The sequence below is a fragment of the Mycobacterium sp. URHB0021 genome (assembly GCF_054057895.1).
The window spans coordinates 599,132-614,589 of record NZ_JBSRZT010000002.1; the positions used below are offsets into that span (position 1 = coordinate 599,132).

Sequence of the window (15,458 nt, forward strand, 5' to 3'; positions counted from 1 at the left end):
CCATGAAACTCGGAGCGCGGTCCACCACCGGATGGCGAGCGACCATCGCGGTCGCCATGTCCAACTACATCGAAGCCGGATCCATCATCGCCATCGCCACCAGCCTGGCGTTCTGGCAAGCAGAATTCGGCATCAGCAACTTCGCCGTGGGACTGCTGGCAGCGTTGAGCGCCAATGCCTTCGGCGCCGCCATCGGCGCCATCCTGGGCGGTCCGCTGTGCGACAGGTTCGGCCGAAAAGCGATCTACACCTACGACTTGCTGGTCTACATGGTCGGTGTGGTGCTGGCCGCGTGCGCCGTGGACTACACCATGCTGCTGGCGGCTTTCATCATCACCGGCATCGCCGTCGGTGCGGGCGTGCCCGCGTCCTGGACTTACATCGCCGAGCAGGCGCCGTCGGTCGAACGCGCCAAGCACGTCGGCACCGCCCAGTTGGCCTGGTCCATCGGCCCACTGATCGGCTTCGCCCTGGCCGCCGCCGTCGCACCTCTCGGGCTGTTCGGGTCGCGGCTGATCTTCGCGCACCTGTTCGTCGTCGCCGCCGTTGTCTGGTGGGTCCGCCAGGGTCTGCAGGAATCGCAGATCTGGTCGGACGAAGCCAAGTCCGAGTCCGCCGACGTCGCATCGTCGGTTGGACTACGCGGATTGCGCGGACTGTTCTCGCGCAAGGTCAACATCACTGCGCTGCTGTTCCTCGGCGGCATCTATCTCTTCTGGAACACCGTCGCGGGCCAGGCCGGCATCTTCATGCCCCGGGTGTATGACACGGCGGGCCTGCACAGCGCGGTCGGTCAGAACCTGCTGCAGGTGCTGGTCTGGGGCTGCACGGTGGCGGCGACCTACTTCGGGTTCATGAAGTTCGCCGACCGCATGTCACAGCGCCTGCTCTACGTCATCGGCGCGGCTCTGGGCATCGTCGGTTGGGGAGTGCTCGTCGCCTTCACCGACAACGGTGTGCCGACCATGCTCATCTTCGCGGTCCTGTGGGGCGTCTCCAGCGGTATCGGCGCCCAGGCCTTCTACAGCCTGTGGGCCAGCGAGATGTTCGCCACCCCGTACCGGGCCAGCGCACAGGGCGTGATGTTCTGCGTGGTGCGCAGCTTCACCGGCCTGCTGAGCTACTTCTTCCCGACCCTGCTGGCGGTCACCGGGCTCACCGCGGTCGGCCTGCTGCTGATCGGACTGCTGACCGTCGCGATGCTGATCGGCGGACTCTGGGCGCCCAAGACACGAGGTAAGACATTGCGCGAGATCGAGATCGAGCGGTACGGCGAGGCCGTGCCGGCGTCCACCGAGCACGCCGGGGCGGTGACACGATGAGTTCACTGCTCGACAACCTGTCGATCGAACTGCCGTCGTGGGCGTTCGGCAACTCTGGGACGAGGTTCAAGGTCTTCGGTACTCCCGGCACCCCACGCACCGTCGAGGAGAAGATCGCCGACGCGGCCACCGTGCACCACTTCACCGGGCTGGCGCCCAGTGTCGCCCTGCACATTCCGTGGGACCGCGTCGACGACTACCAGGCGCTGGGCAACTTCGCCAAAGACCACGGCGTCGGGCTGGGCACCATCAACTCCAACACGTTTCAGGACGACGACTACAAGTTCGGCAGCCTGACCCACCTGGACAAGGCGGTGCGACAGAAGGCAATCGACCACCACCTGGCCTGCATCGACATCATGAACCAGACCGGTTCGAAGGATCTCAAAATCTGGCTGGCCGACGGCACCAACTATCCGGGGCAGGGCGACATCCGCGGCCGCCAGGACCGACTCGCCGAATCCTTGGCGAAGATCTATCAACACATCGGGCCGGACCAACGAATGGTGTTGGAGTACAAGTTCTTCGAGCCGGCGATGTACATGACCGACGTGCCGGACTGGGGCACGTCCTACGCCCAGGTGAGCGCATTGGGCGAGCGCGCCAAGGTGTGCCTGGACACCGGCCACCATGCCCCCGGCACCAACATCGAGTTCATCGTCGCTCAACTTCTGCGTCTGGGAAAGCTGGGTTCGTTCGACTTCAACTCGCGTTTCTATGCCGACGACGACCTGATCGTCGGTGCGGCCGACCCGTTCCAGCTCTTCCGGATCATGTTCGAGGTGATCCGCGGGGGTGGTCTCGACGCGAATTCTGACGTGGCGCTGATGCTGGACCAGTGCCACAACATCGAGGCGAAGATTCCCGGCCAGATCCGATCTGTGCTGAACGTGGCCGAGATGACCGCGCGGGCACTTCTGATCGATCTCGACGCGCTCGGTGCGGCGCAAGAGGCCGGCGATGTCCTCGGCGCCAACGCCATTTTCATGGATGCGTTCTACACCGACGTTCGGCCCTCGCTCGCGCAGTGGCGCGAGGATCGCGGGCTGCCCGCAGATCCGATGGCCGCATTCGCCGAGTCCGGCTACCAGGAGACCGTCAACGCCGAGCGAGTCGGCGGAACCCAATCATCATGGGGAGCATGAAACGATGACGAATAGCACTGTGGCCGAACTGATCGCACGGTCCAACCGTCTGGGTTCCGACCCGAAGAACACCAACTACGCCGGCGGCAACACATCGGCCAAGGGCCGCGACACCGACCCGGTGACGGGCCGGTCGGTGGAATTGCTGTGGGTCAAGGGTTCCGGTGGAGACCTTGGCACCCTCACCGAGCAGGGGCTGGCCGTGCTGCGGCTGGATCGCATGCGCGCGCTCGTCGACGTCTACCCCGGCGTCGAGCGCGAGGACGAAATGGTCAGCGCGTTCGACTACTGCCTGCACGGCCGCGGCGGTGCGGCGCCCTCGATCGACACCGCCATGCACGGTTTGGTTGACGCGGCCCATGTCGATCACCTGCACCCCGACTCCGGTATCGCCCTGGCCACCGCGGCGGATGGCGAGGCGTTGACGAAACAGATCTTCGGCGATCGTGTGGTGTGGATTCACTGGCGGCGGCCCGGGTTTCAACTCGGTCTGGACATCGCCGATATCAAGGAGCGCAACCCGCAGGCGATCGGGACCATTCTCGGTGGGCACGGCATCACGGCGTGGGGTGACACTTCGGCCGAGGCCGAGGCACGCTCGCTGGAGATCATCGACACCGCGCAGCGCTACCTCGACGCCAACGGCAGGCCGCAGCCGTTCGGCGCCGCGCTGGACGGCTACGGCGCACTTCCCGCCGACCAGCGCCGCGCCAAGGCGGCCGCGCTGGCACCGCTGATCCGCGGCCTGGCCTCCACGGACAGGCCCCAGGTCGGACATTTCACCGACGACCCGCGGGTCCTCGAGTTCCTTTCCTGCAGTGCGCACCCACGTCTGGCCGCGTTGGGGACCAGCTGCCCTGACCACTTCCTGCGCACCAAGATCAAGCCGATGGTGCTGGACCTGCCGGCCGACGCGTCCGTCGAGCAGTGCCGACAGCGGCTCGAAGAGCTGCATCAGGTTTACCGCACCGACTACCAGGCGTACTACGACCGGCATGCCACCGCCGACAGCCCGGCCATCCGCGGCGCCGACCCTGCCATCGTGCTGATCCCCGGCGTCGGAATGTTCAGCTATGGCAGGGACAAGCAGACCGCACGGGTGGCCGGTGAGTTCTACCTCAACGCGATCAACGTCATGCGCGGCGCCGAAGCCATCTCCACCTATGCCCCGATCGACGAGGGTGAGAAGTTCCGCATCGAGTACTGGGCGCTGGAAGAGGCCAAGCTGGCGCGGATGCCCAAGCCCAAGCCGTTGGCCACTCGCATCGCGCTGGTCACAGGAGCGGCGTCCGGTATCGGAAAGGCCATCGCGACCCGGCTGGCCGCCGAGGGGGCGTGTGTGGTGATTGCTGACCTGGATGCCGAAAAGGCCTCTGCGGCGGCGCAGGAGATCGGCAACGCCGACGTCGCCATCGGAATCGCCGCCGACGTCACCGACGAGGACGCCGTCCAAGCCGCCATCGACGCGACGGTGCTGGCCTACGGCGGCGTCGACATCGTCGTCAACAACGCCGGGCTGTCGCTGTCCAAGTCGCTGCTGGAGACCACCGCAGCAGACTGGGACCTGCAGCACAACGTGATGGCCCGCGGCTCGTTTCTGGTGTCCAGGGCCGCGGCCAAGGCGCTGATCGACCAAAAGCTCGGCGGGGACATCATCTACATCTCCTCGAAGAACTCCGTATTCGCCGGCCCCAACAACATCGCCTACTCGGCGACGAAGGCCGATCAGGCGCATCAGGTGCGGCTGCTGGCGGCCGAACTCGGCGAGCACGGCATCAAGGTCAACGGCATCAACCCCGACGGTGTGGTTCGCGGCTCGGGCATTTTCGCCGGTGGCTGGGGCGCGAAACGGGCGGCCGTCTACGGGGTGCCCGAAGAGGACCTCGGCAAGTACTATGCGCAACGCACACTGCTGAAACGCGAAGTGCTGCCGGAGAACATCGCCAACGCGGCGTTCGCGCTGTGCACCTCGGACTTCTCCCACACCACGGGCCTGCACGTCCCGGTCGACGCGGGTGTCGCCGCGGCCTTCTTGCGATGAGCGTGAACGGGCAGGTCGCGGCCGTCGATCTCGGGGCCACCAGCGGTCGGGTCATGCTGGGCGACGTCGGGGCCGACCGGCTCGACATGCGGCTGGTCACGCGGTTTGCCAATGGCCCGGTGAGCATCTGGAACGGACGGCGTGAGGCCCTGCACTGGGATGTGGCCGGGCTGTACCGGCACATCTGCGAGGGCTTGGCCGCGGCGGGCCGCGACGCCGAGAACCTGGTGGGTATCGGGGTCGATTCGTGGGCCGTCGACTACGGCCTGCTGCGCGACGGCCGATTGCTGGGAGCGCCCCATCATTACCGTGACGAGCGCTCGCAACGCGGCGTCGACATCGTGCACGCTGAGGTGAACCCTGCGCAGTTGTACGCCCGAAACGGCTTGCAATTCCTGCCTTTCAACACGGTGTATCAGCTGGCTGCGGAGCGCGCCGACGGGTTGCTGGACTTGGCCGACACCGTGCTGCTGGTGCCGGACCTGGTGAATTACTGGCTCACCGGCGAACGGGCCGCCGAACGGACCAACGCCTCGACGACCGGACTGCTGGGCGTCGACGGTGGCTGGGACGCCGACCTGATGACCCTGTTGCACATCGACCGGTCCATGTTTCCCGACATCGTCGAAGCGGGCAGCAGCCGTGGGCCGCTCCTGCCCGATACGGGTAGACGGTTGGGTCTGATCGGCGGCGTCGAGGTGATCTCGACTGGTTCGCACGACACCGCGTCGGCGGTGGCGGCCATCCCCATGGAGCGTGACAACGCCGCGTACATCTCGTGTGGCACCTGGGGTTTGGTGGGGGTAGAGCTTCCGGCGGCGGTGTTGACTGATTCGGCGCGTGAGGCCAACTTCACCAACGAAGTCGGTGTCGACGGTCGAATCCGGTTCCTGCACAACGTGATGGGAATGTGGTTACTCAGCGAAACGGTCGGTCAGTACGAACGTGACGGCCGGGCGGCGGACCTGAGATCACTTCTGGTCCGCGCTGCGCACGCGCCCGCCCCGATCGAGGTGTTCGACACCAACGACCCGCGCTTCCTCCCGCCGGGAGACATGCCGCAGCGCATCGCCGACTGGTACGCCGACCACGATCTGCCCGCACCTGACGGTCCGGTCGGAATCGTCCGCGCGATCGTCGAGAGCCTGGCCGCGGCGTTCGCCTCTGCCGTACGAACCGCGGCACGGCTGTCGGGCATCTCGGTGACCGCCGCGCACATCGTGGGGGGCGGCTCGCAGAACGAACTGCTGTGTCAGCTGACAGCCGATCGGCTCGGAATGCCGCTCTTGGCCGGCCCCGTCGAAGCCACCGCATTGGGCAATGTATTGCTCACAGCACGGGCGCGGGGCCTCGTCGCGGATGATCTCGACGGGCTGCGGGCGCTGGTGGCCCGGCACTTCCCGGCGCATCGTTACGAGCCGCGGCCCGTCGGGGTTCGCTGAGATTCCCGCGCCATCTGGTGTGATGGAAGCGTGGTGAGCATGCGGGAGGTCGCCGCCGCGGCGTCGGTGTCGATCGGCACGGTGTCCAACGTGCTCAACTCCCCGGAGAAGGTGGCGCCGGCGACCGTCGCCCGCGTCCAGGCTGCGATCGACCAGCTGGGGTTCGTCCGTAACGATGCCGCTCGTCAACTGCGAGCGGGCCGCTCACGCAGCGTGGGTCTGGTCGTTCTCGACGTCGGCAACCCCTTCTTCACAGACGTCGCCCGCGCGGCCGAACGCCGGGCGGCGGAACACAATCTGACAGTCCTGCTCGGCACGTCGGACGACGATCGGCAGCGGGAGCGGACCTACGTCGACGCGTTTGACGAGCAGCGTGTGTTCGGCCTGCTGATCACGCCCATCGGCGACGAGCTGGAACGGCTTCTCGCGCTGCACCGCCGTGGCACGCCGGTGGTTCTGGTCGACCGCGACGGCACCGGGACGCCCTTCGACTCGGTAGCGGTGGACGACGTCACCGGCGGTCGCCTTGCCGTCCAGCATCTGTGCGAAACCGGTTGCAGGCGGCTGGCATTCGTTGGCGGACCGACCGAGCTCAGGCAGGTCCGTGACCGGCGCGCCGGCGCACAGTTGGCGGTGGCCGATGTCGCGGGCGCCCAACTGGAGTTCATCGCGACCCAGGCGCTGACCGTATTGGAGGGTCGCCGAGTGGGGGAGATGCTGCGCGCCCGGTCGCCGCGCACCAGACCCGACGCCGTGTTCTGCGCCAACGACCTGCTGGCCATCGGTGCGCTGCAGGCGTTTTCGCTCGCGGGGGAGCTGCGGGTGCCCGACGACATCGCCCTGGTGGGATACGACGACATCGATTTTGCACGGTCTGCGGTGGTGCCGTTGACATCCATCCGCCAGCCCGCGCAGGCCATCGGGTCCACCGCCATCGATCTCTTGATGGCGGCCGCGAGGCAGCCGGCCGAGCACCAGCCCGAGCATGTCGTGTTCCGCCCGGAACTGGTGCTCCGCGAGTCGACGCGCGTCTAGCCCGGCGCGCCGGAAGTGCTGACGTCGCAGTAGTGAAGGATTGCACGCGTGCTCGGCGTACTCGAAGCGTTTGCTGTCATAGCCGTCGTTGTCGTGGTCGGAGCCGTCGTCGGGCGCACCGGTGTACTCGGTGAGAACGCGCGGATGGTGCTCAACCGGGTGGCATTCCACATCGGGGTACCGGCGCTGATGTTGCTCAACCTCTCGGGGGCATCGCTCGACCCGATCATCTCGCTGCCACTGCTGGTGTCAGCACTCGCCGCGATGACCGCGTTCTCCCTCTGCTTCGCGCTCATGGCGACCGTCCGCCGCAGATCGTCCGGGGACTCCGTCATCGCGTCGTGGACAGCGTCCTATGTCAATGCCGGCAACCTCGGTATTCGATTGAGTTCCTGCGTCTTTGGCACTACGACCGAGATATCGGCGATCATCCTCTTCCAGGTCGCGGCGATGGCCCCGATCGGCATCGCGATCCTCAACTCGACTTCCGAGCCCCCTCGCTCGCCGGGGCGCCAGGTACTGGCTCTGGTCAAAAATCCCATCATCGCGGCCAGTGCACTCGGACTCTTTCTCGCGGCGACCGACGTGCGGTTGACGGGACCTGTGGCCGATCCGCTGCATCTCCTGGCCGACCTCGCCATCCCGACGGTCCTGCTGGCCTTCGGTATCTCGCTGAGCAGTCGAGCCGCCGACCATGATCAGGCCGATCGCGTCGACCTGACGGTGGTCGTGGTATTCAAAAATCTTCTGATGCCGGCTCTGGCCTTCGTGTATGCCCACTGGGTCTTGGGCGCCGCCCCAGAGCAGACTCTGCTGGTGACGGTGTTCGCGGCATTGCCGTCAGCGCAGAATATCAACGCCTACGCCGCGGTGTACCGGCGCAACGAATCGCTGGCACGCGACGCCACGCTCATCTCCACCCTGGTTTCGGTGCCGGTGGTGGCAGGAATCGTGGCTCTCTTGAGCTGACGACGCGCCTGAGTTGGGACAATCAGGGGCGTGGACAAAGTTGTGGTCGTCACCGGAGCCGGCAGTGGCATAGGGCGCGCAACAGCTCAGATGCTGCTCAGCGCCGGTCACCGCGTCGTACTGGCCGGACGGCGACGGGAGGCGCTGGCCGAATCCGCCGGCCGGTACCCGAACGCGCGAGTGGTTCCGACCGACGTCACCGACGCGGCGTCGGTGCGGGCGCTGTTCGTCGAGACGGTGTCGACGTTCGCGCGCGTCGATGTGCTGTTCAACAACGCAGGCGTATTCGGGCCGTCGGCTTCCATCGGCGAGATCGACGACGCGCACTGGCACGACACATGGCGCACCAATGTCGACGGCGCGGTGTTCTGCGCGCGTGAGGCTGTACGGGTCATGACGGCGCAGCTACCGCGGGGTGGACGAATCATCAACAACGGTTCGCTGTCAGCGCACCGACCTCGGCCTCGCAGTCTGGCTTATACGGTGACCAAGCATGCGATCAGCGGGCTGACGGCGTCGATGCTGCTGGATCTGCGCGATGTGGAGATCTGCGTGACGCAGATCGACATCGGCAATGCCGCCACCAGCATGACCGCCGGATTCAGTCATCAAACGCCGCAGGCCGATGGAACCCTCGCTGCCGAGCCGACTTTCGACGTCGCGCAGGTCGCCCGAGCGGTGGCACACCTCGTCGACCTACCACTGGATGTGTCGGTCCCGTCAATGACCGTGATGGCTCGGGCGATGCCGTACTTCGGCCGAGGCTGATGCCCACGGACGCGCCCGGCTACCCATGAGTGATGTGATCCGGCCGGCCTCGCATTCCCGCAAACGCGAAGACGGCACCACCGAATGGATACCCCCACCCGAACTCGACACCGAGCGACGCCTCAGAGGCGGTCCATGAAAGCACGAATGTATCTGCTGATTTCGTCACCGTGCGTCTCCAGCGCGAAGTGGCCTGCATCAAGAAGATGGAATTCGCCGTCAGGAAGGTCCCGCTTGTATGCCTCGGCACCGGCGGCGCCGAAAATCTGGTCATTCTCGCCCCAGGTGACCAACAGCGGCGGCTGATGGGTGCGGAAGTACTCCTGGTACTTGGGGTAGGAGTCGAGATTGAACTGGTAGTCCCAGAACAGCTGCAACTGAATGGCGTCGTTGCCCTTGCGGTCCAATCCGGCCTGATCCAGAAGCCAGGCTTCGCGGGCAATGCGGTCCAGCCGGTCCTGCGGCACCCCGTGGGTGTACTGCCACTGTGTCTTGGCTGCCGTCAGATATTCACGCACACCGTCCTCGTTGGCGGCCCGGTCCTTGGCGTGGGCGAACAGGATGTCCCAGAACGGGGTGAATCCCTCCAGATACGCATTTCCGCTCTGGGTGATGATCGCGGTGATTCGTTCGGGGCGCGCGGTGGCGATCCGCAGACCGATGGGTGCGCCGTAGTCGTGGATGTAGATGGCGAACCGATCAAGCCCGAGTTCGCCGACCAGCTTCTCGGTGATATCCGCCAAATTGTCGAAGCTGTAGGTGAATTGGGTGACCGACGGCATCGATGACTGGCCGAACCCGATGTGGTCGGGCGCTACCAGGTGGTATCTGTCGGACAGGGAGTTGATCAGGTTGCGGAACATGTGCGAACTCGACGGAAAGCCGTGCAGTAACAGCAATGTGGGGTTGGACCTGTCGCCCGCTTCGCGGTAGAAGACGTCAAGCCCATCGATGGTCGCAGTGCGATAGCGCGTGCTGAATTCTGGCACGGTTCACCTTTCTCCGATCAAGCCGTGAGGGACTGCCGTCCACACTGCGGCCTGTTGGCGCCTGGATCGAGGGGTGATGGCAGATCGCCGTGATCGGGTTGGCCGATCAATTGCTCCCTGGATGCCTGCGGCGACGTCCCATCAGCACGTGGAGCTGCGCCAGTTGGAAGCCTCCGTCGCGGTCGCCCGCGAACTGCAATTCGGCCGCGCCGCCCAGAAACTGCACGTCGGCCAGCCGACGCTGAGCGATCTGGTGCGGCGTCTGGAGCGCGAAACGGGAACGCCGCTGTCGGCCGCTTCGTCCAGGTGGCGCTCACCGCGAAGGTGCCGACCGGCCGGGTCGAGCAACCGGACCATCTCTGGCCCGAGGTCCGACCAAGGACCTCGATGAAGGTGGACGGTGTTTGGAAGTCCGGCTGCGGGTAGTCCTTCCTTTCACAAGCGCAAGAAAGGACGCACCGATGCCGAATGAACTGCAAGGTCGAAAGATCGCCTTCCTGGCTGCCGATGGTGTCGAGAAGGTTGAACTGGAACAGCCCCGTGCCGCGGTAGAAGACGCAGGAGGACAGGTAGAACTGCTGTCCCTCAAGGCCGGCGAGATCGACGCGCGCAATCACGACCTGGAACCCGCAGGTTCTTTCCCGGTGGATCGGGTGGTTGGTGATGCGCGCGTCGACGAATTCGACGGACTGGTGGTACCGGGCGGCACGGTCAACGGGGACAAGCTGCGGCTCGATGGAAAGGCGGTGGCGTTCGTCCGCGACTTCGTCCGCTCCGGCAAGCCGGTCGCCGCCATCTGCCACGGACCGTGGACGCTGGTGGAAGCCGACGTGGTGCGTGACCGGACATTGACGTCGTATCCCAGTCTGCGCACCGATCTGCGCAACGCCGGCGCAACGGTCGTCGATCAGGAGGTCTGCATCGACGGGAACCTGATCACCAGCCGCTCGCCGAAGGATCTGCCCGCGTTCTGCCAGGCGATCACCGATCACTTCGCGAACACCCCGGCGCACACCTGAACCGGCCCGGCTGCCTCGGCCGGGCGCGTCGAAACGTCCTACGGGCGCGTGAAATCCCTTAGTGCACTTCACAATTCGACGGGTGTCATCCGCGGACAGGCGGGTCGTCCGGCTGTGTCCGCCGTCACTGCCGCCTGCGCTCTAAACTCCCGAAAGTGAGTCAACCGGTCCCGCGCGCCTGTACCGATGCGTCCGACGTGCAGGAGGCACCGGTCCGACTCGGTCTTGTGACACTGGTGCTGGCGACCGCCTGCGGATTGGCCGTCGCCAATATTTACTTCGCCCAGCCGATCCTCGACATGCTCGCCGCTTCATTCCACACCAGCCAGGGTGCGGCGACCACAGCGGTCACTGTCGTTCAGGTCGGCTACGCCGTGGGCCTGGTGTTGCTGTTGCCGATGGGAGACCTGATCGAGAACCGGCGACTGACCTCGGTGATGCTCATCGTCACAGCCGTGGCGCTGGTGGTCGCCGGGACGGCCGAAAGTCTGGGAGTGTTCCTGGTCGCGTCGGTCTTCATCGGCGTCACCTCGGTGGTAGCCCAAATCCTTATCCCCTTCGCGGCCCACCTTGCGCCGGAAGCCGGCCGCGGCCGCATCGTCGGATGGGTCGGCAGCGGACTCCTGCTCGGGATCCTGCTCGCCCGCACCCTGTCCAGTCTGGCTGCCGCCGCATGGGGTTGGCGCGCAATCTTTTTCATCTCCGCCGGGCTGATGCTCGTCATGGCAGTCGTACTCGCCAGACTGCTCCCGGCCCGCAGGCCCGGCCACACCGGCGGTTACCTCACACTGATGGCATCGGTGCTGGAGTTGGTGCGAACCCAGCCACTGCTGCGGCGACGCGCGGTCTGCCAAGCGCTGATGTTTGCCGCGTTCAGCGGCTATTGGACCGGCATCGCGTTCCAGCTGATCACGATCCACAACTTCGACCAGGCCCAGATTGGACTGTTCGCCCTTGTCGGCGCCGTAGGCGTGGCAGCCTCACCGGTCGCAGGGCGCATCGCCGACCGCGGCGACCGGTTCGCCAGCGGCATCGCGCTGCTGATCGGTGTCGCGTCGATGATCGTCGCTCGTTTCGGCGCGAACAGCGTGATCCTGCTCGGATTGGCCGCCGTGCTGCTCGATATCGCGATGACGGCCCACCAAGTCCTGAGCCAACGAGAGATCTATCAACTACGACCGGACGCGCGTGCCCGGGTCAATACCGTCTACATGGGCAGCGTCTTCGCCGGCGGCGCCCTGGGCTCCGCCCTCGCGGGCGTCCTGCACAGCCATTCCGGCTGGAATGGCACCGCCACCGCCGGCATCGCCCTGACCGCCATGTCCTTCATGCTGTGGGCGGTGGGCCGATCTAGTCGTCGTCGGCAGATCGGCCCGGGTTCACCCACGAGGCGGCGGCGCCGATCACCATCATGACGGTCGCCGCGGTGAAGACCACCATCAGACCACTGTGGAACGGTCCGGAAATCAGGTCGGGGAAGAAATGCCTGCCGGTCAGCACCGCCGAGTTCACCCCCGGCTGCTGCAACGCACCCGAGGGCCCGAGCAGTTCGGCGATCGGGTTGTAGCCGAGGAACGCCGCGAACACACTGCCGACCGGCGGCAGCCCGGCCACCTGATGGGCGACATCGGCCGAAACGCCTTGCTGCTGCAGCCCCGCACTCATCGTCGAGGGCAACGAGTGCGCCAGGCCGGTGATCATGAGGGAGAAGAAGGTGCCGATCGACAGCGACATACCGGCGTTGGTGAACGTCGCCCGGATGCCGGATGCCGCTCCCCGTTCGGCCGGCGGCACGCTGGACATGATCGCGGCGCTGTTGGGTGAGGTGAAAACCCCGCCGCCGACGCCGTTGAGGAAGATCAACACGGCGAACAGCCGGTAGTCGAAGTCCACCGGGATGATGATCAGAGCGACGAACGTGGCCGCCATCAATAACAGGCCGCCGATGGCGAACGGCCGTGAGCCGAACCGGTCGGACAGCGTGCCCGACAGCGGACCGGCCAACAGGAAGCCCAGCGTCATGGGCAGCATGTAGATGCCCGACCACAGCGGCGTCGACTCGAAACTGTATCCGTGCAGCGGCAGCCAGATTCCCTGCAGCCAGATGATCAACATGAACTGCAGACCGCCGCGGCCGACAGAGGACATCAGCCCGGCCAGGTTGCCCAGCCCGAACGGCTTCGACCTGAACAGCCGGACATCGAGCATCGGTGCGCGCACCCGCAACTCGACTACGCAGAGCACCACCAACATCAGGATCGCAACGGCGACCGCGCCGAGAACCAGTGGGTTGGTCCAGCCGGTGGGATGGGCACCGTAGGGCTGAATGCCGTAGGTGATTGCGGCCAGTAACACGGTGAAGCCGACGCCGAACAGCATGGTGCCCGGCCAGTCGAAGCGGGCCGGCGTGCGGACTCCGACGTCGTGCAGCGATCGGTAGCTCCAGATCGTTCCGGCCAACCCGAGTGGCAGGCCGACCCAGAAAATCGCCCGCCAGTCCCACTCGGAGAGCACGCCGCCGATCAACAAACCGAGGAATTGACCCGCGATGGCGGCTACCTGGTTCACCCCCAGCGCCATGCCTCGCTGCCTGCTGGGAAAGGCGTCGGTGAGAATGGCCGCCGAACAGGCCATCAACATGGCGCCGCCGATCCCCTGGAACACCCGCCAGCCAATCAGCCACAACGCGCCGCCGCCGAGATGGAACGGATCGACGGACAACGCGACCGCTCCAATCGTGAAGACGACGAAGCCGAGGTTGTAGATGCGGACACGGCCGAACATGTCGCCGAGGCGGCCCAGGGGAACCACCAGTACGGCCGTGGCGACCAGATACCCCATCAACATCCACAGCAGATAACTGACGTTGCCCGGCGCCAGGGGGTTGAGCCCGATGCCACGGAAGATCGCCGGCAGTGAAATCAGGACGATCGAGCTGTTGATGGATGCGAGCAGGGCGCCCATCGTGGTGTTCGACAGTGCGACCCACTTGTATCGCGGGCGTTCCAAGTTCATTCGGTTGCGGCGCCGCGCTGTGACGGCGGCTGCCTGGTCCTTCGATGCGATGGTCGGAGGGGTGTCCTCGAGGTCGGTCGTCAACGCACTCCCATCATGTCTGCGGTGTCGTCGTGGCCGATTACCCATTGATGGCGGCGAGGCGGTCCCGGTGCCGACATTCACAGCAAAGGCCCAGCGGCGGACAAGGATGGGGAGTGGGCGTTCGATCACCTTCGCGTCACGCCTCCCGCGGAGCGGGCACGGCTTTGATCGCGAGAAAAGTGCCCGCCGGGACGTAGGACTCGACGAAGTTCACGCAACGCTCGGGTCGTGTCATCGAGGTATTCCAACGCCAGCGCGAGAAGGACAAGATCTACGGATCCATCCGAGTAGCCAGTCGAGCGGCTCGGCGAGATCGGGGGTCCGAAATCGGCCGCTGGCGACCAGTTGTCGGCACAGTTCGGCCATCCGCGGACTCTGGTCGGAGCCGATCACGTGCGCGCCGCGCGCCGTCAACTCCTCGGCGTAGAGTCCGGGCCGCAGGGCGTCCAGCACGGTCTTGCCTGTGACATCCCCCAGCAGGGCGTGATCGAGCAACTCGTCGGCGAAGGTTTCGTGTCGGGGATGTGGCCCCACGGCATCAGGCACCATGCAGAATGCCTAGCCTGTGAGTGGCCCCGGCTCGCTGGCCAGACGCGCCAGCAACGCCGCATTCGCGCCTGCGGCACGCGCGATCCTCAAGCTGCTGTGTCGACAACGATTCCGACCCGTCGGCATGCCGTCACCCACAGGCAGTCGGTACCGGTAGGCAACAGCCGCCCGCGGCCGGAAGGCGGCGGAGGAATAGCCTGATCTCGGCAGGCGTCGTACCTGCCGACGTCGACAGGTAGGGGTGCAGATGAGGTTCGGAATCTCCACGTTCGTCACCGACGACGGGATCGACCCGGTATCGCTGGCGCGTGCGATCGAGGAGCGGGGTTTCGACTCGCTGGTGATCGCCGAGCACACGCATATCCCGGCAAGTCGCGAGTCGGCGTACCCGATGGGTGGCGAGTTGCCGTCCATCTACTACCGGACGCTGGACCCGTTCGTCACGCTCGCCGCCGCGGCGGCGGTGACCTCCAAGATCGAACTGTTCACCGGCATCGCATTACTCATCCAGCGTGATCCGATCATCACCGCGAAAGAGGCCGCGAGCATCGACCTGATCTCCGGCGGCCGGTTCGTATTCGGCGTGGGCGCCGGCTGGAACATCGAGGAGTTACGCCACCACGGCACGGACCCGAAGACCCGAGGCGCGCTACTGGACGAGCGCATCGAGGCCATCAAGGCGCTGTGGACCGCCGATCCCGCTGAATACCACGGCAAATACGTCGACTTCGATTCGTCATTCAGTCGTCCAAAGCCGGTACAGCAACCGCATCCTCCGGTCTTTGTCGGCGGCGACTCCGATGCCACCGTCAAGCGGGTGATCCGGCACGACGCGGGCTGGATCTCCAACCCGTTGCCCCCGGAGCACCTGAGTAAGCGCATCGGTCAGATGCGTGACGGCGCCGGCCACGATGTCCCGCTGGCGCAGTTCGGTACTCCCGCGGACCTCCAATATTGGCGCGCCGTCGAAGACCTCGGATTCGATCAGGTGGCGCTGCTCCTGCCGACGAAGCCGCTCGACGAATCGCTTCGTTTGCTCGACGAGTACGCCGCACTGCTTGCTCAGTACCGCGGCTAGAG

The 15,458-nt window shown here is 65.8% G+C and carries 15 protein-coding genes; 11 read left to right on the top strand and 4 right to left on the bottom strand.

The window, feature by feature from the left end; all coding sequences use genetic code 11:
• Positions 1 to 2: 2 nt before the first annotated feature.
• Genes ACVWWN_RS05040 through ACVWWN_RS05070 form a run of 7 tightly spaced genes read left to right on the top strand, consistent with a single transcriptional unit; the run spans position 3 to position 8,722 of the window.
• On the top strand, positions 3 to 1,322 hold the full coding sequence (locus ACVWWN_RS05040) for an MFS transporter (protein WP_457142915.1): 1,320 nt from the start codon (positions 3 to 5) through the stop codon (positions 1,320 to 1,322).
• Positions 1,319 to 2,467 carry an L-rhamnose isomerase gene (rhaI, locus tag ACVWWN_RS05045; protein WP_457142916.1) on the top strand — a complete coding sequence of 383 codons (1,149 nt, stop codon included), beginning with the start codon at positions 1,319 to 1,321 and terminating at the stop codon, positions 2,465 to 2,467. The genes ACVWWN_RS05040 and rhaI overlap by 4 nt, the downstream gene beginning before the upstream one ends.
• A gap of 4 nt (positions 2,468 to 2,471) precedes the next feature.
• Positions 2,472 to 4,508 (top strand): bifunctional aldolase/short-chain dehydrogenase, encoded by a 2,037-nt coding sequence (locus ACVWWN_RS05050; RefSeq protein ID WP_457142917.1) that lies wholly within the window; start codon positions 2,472 to 2,474, stop codon positions 4,506 to 4,508.
• Positions 4,505 to 5,950 carry a rhamnulokinase gene (locus tag ACVWWN_RS05055; protein WP_457142918.1) on the top strand — a complete coding sequence of 482 codons (1,446 nt, stop codon included), beginning with the start codon at positions 4,505 to 4,507 and terminating at the stop codon, positions 5,948 to 5,950. The genes ACVWWN_RS05050 and ACVWWN_RS05055 overlap by 4 nt, the downstream gene beginning before the upstream one ends.
• A 39-nt stretch (positions 5,951 to 5,989) precedes the next feature.
• Positions 5,990 to 6,985 (top strand): LacI family DNA-binding transcriptional regulator, encoded by a 996-nt coding sequence (locus ACVWWN_RS05060; RefSeq protein ID WP_457148998.1) that lies wholly within the window; start codon positions 5,990 to 5,992, stop codon positions 6,983 to 6,985.
• 48 nt (positions 6,986 to 7,033) lie between these two features.
• Complete coding sequence (locus ACVWWN_RS05065) at positions 7,034 to 7,954, top strand: AEC family transporter (RefSeq protein ID WP_457142919.1); 921 nt, start codon at positions 7,034 to 7,036, stop codon at positions 7,952 to 7,954.
• Positions 7,955 to 7,975: 21 nt separating this feature from the next.
• On the top strand, positions 7,976 to 8,722 hold the full coding sequence (locus tag ACVWWN_RS05070) for an SDR family oxidoreductase (protein ID WP_457148999.1): 747 nt from the start codon (positions 7,976 to 7,978) through the stop codon (positions 8,720 to 8,722).
• Positions 8,723 to 8,844: 122 nt separating this feature from the next.
• Here the strand turns inward: ACVWWN_RS05070 and ACVWWN_RS05075 are convergent, their stop codons facing one another.
• Positions 8,845 to 9,711, bottom strand: a complete 867-nt coding sequence (locus ACVWWN_RS05075) for an alpha/beta fold hydrolase (protein WP_457142920.1) — start codon at positions 9,709 to 9,711, stop codon at positions 8,845 to 8,847.
• Positions 9,712 to 9,832: 121 nt separating this feature from the next.
• On the opposite strand from ACVWWN_RS05075, the gene ACVWWN_RS05080 reads away from it, so the two are divergent.
• From ACVWWN_RS05080 to ACVWWN_RS05090, 3 genes are all read left to right on the top strand, one after another.
• Positions 9,833 to 10,102, top strand: coding sequence for a helix-turn-helix domain-containing protein (locus ACVWWN_RS05080; protein WP_457142921.1), 270 nt, complete (start codon positions 9,833 to 9,835; stop codon positions 10,100 to 10,102).
• 70 nt (positions 10,103 to 10,172) lie between these two features.
• Positions 10,173 to 10,730, top strand: coding sequence for a type 1 glutamine amidotransferase domain-containing protein (locus tag ACVWWN_RS05085; RefSeq protein WP_457142922.1), 558 nt, complete (start codon positions 10,173 to 10,175; stop codon positions 10,728 to 10,730).
• 155 nt (positions 10,731 to 10,885) lie between these two features.
• The gene (locus ACVWWN_RS05090) at positions 10,886 to 12,145 is read left to right on the top strand and encodes an MFS transporter (RefSeq protein WP_457142923.1); all 1,260 of its coding nucleotides are present in this window, start codon (positions 10,886 to 10,888) and stop codon (positions 12,143 to 12,145) included.
• On the opposite strand, the gene ACVWWN_RS05095 is transcribed toward ACVWWN_RS05090, so the two are convergent.
• The 3 genes from ACVWWN_RS05095 to ACVWWN_RS05105 form a co-directional block, all read right to left on the bottom strand.
• Positions 12,081 to 13,745, bottom strand: a complete 1,665-nt coding sequence (locus ACVWWN_RS05095) for an MFS transporter (RefSeq protein WP_457149000.1) — start codon at positions 13,743 to 13,745, stop codon at positions 12,081 to 12,083. The two genes, ACVWWN_RS05090 and ACVWWN_RS05095, sit on opposite strands and share 65 nt — an antisense overlap.
• A gap of 209 nt (positions 13,746 to 13,954) precedes the next feature.
• Complete coding sequence (locus ACVWWN_RS05100; RefSeq protein WP_457142924.1) at positions 13,955 to 14,077, bottom strand: methyltransferase domain-containing protein; 123 nt, start codon at positions 14,075 to 14,077, stop codon at positions 13,955 to 13,957.
• Entirely contained in the window at positions 14,061 to 14,378 is a 318-nt protein-coding gene (locus ACVWWN_RS05105) for a hypothetical protein (protein ID WP_457142925.1), read from the bottom strand. The genes ACVWWN_RS05100 and ACVWWN_RS05105 overlap by 17 nt, the downstream gene beginning before the upstream one ends.
• Before the next feature lie 247 nt (positions 14,379 to 14,625).
• On the opposite strand from ACVWWN_RS05105, the gene ACVWWN_RS05110 reads away from it, so the two are divergent.
• A complete protein-coding gene (locus ACVWWN_RS05110; protein ID WP_457142926.1) occupies positions 14,626 to 15,456 on the top strand; it encodes an LLM class F420-dependent oxidoreductase in 831 nt (276 codons plus the stop codon).
• Positions 15,457 to 15,458 lie beyond the last annotated feature (2 nt).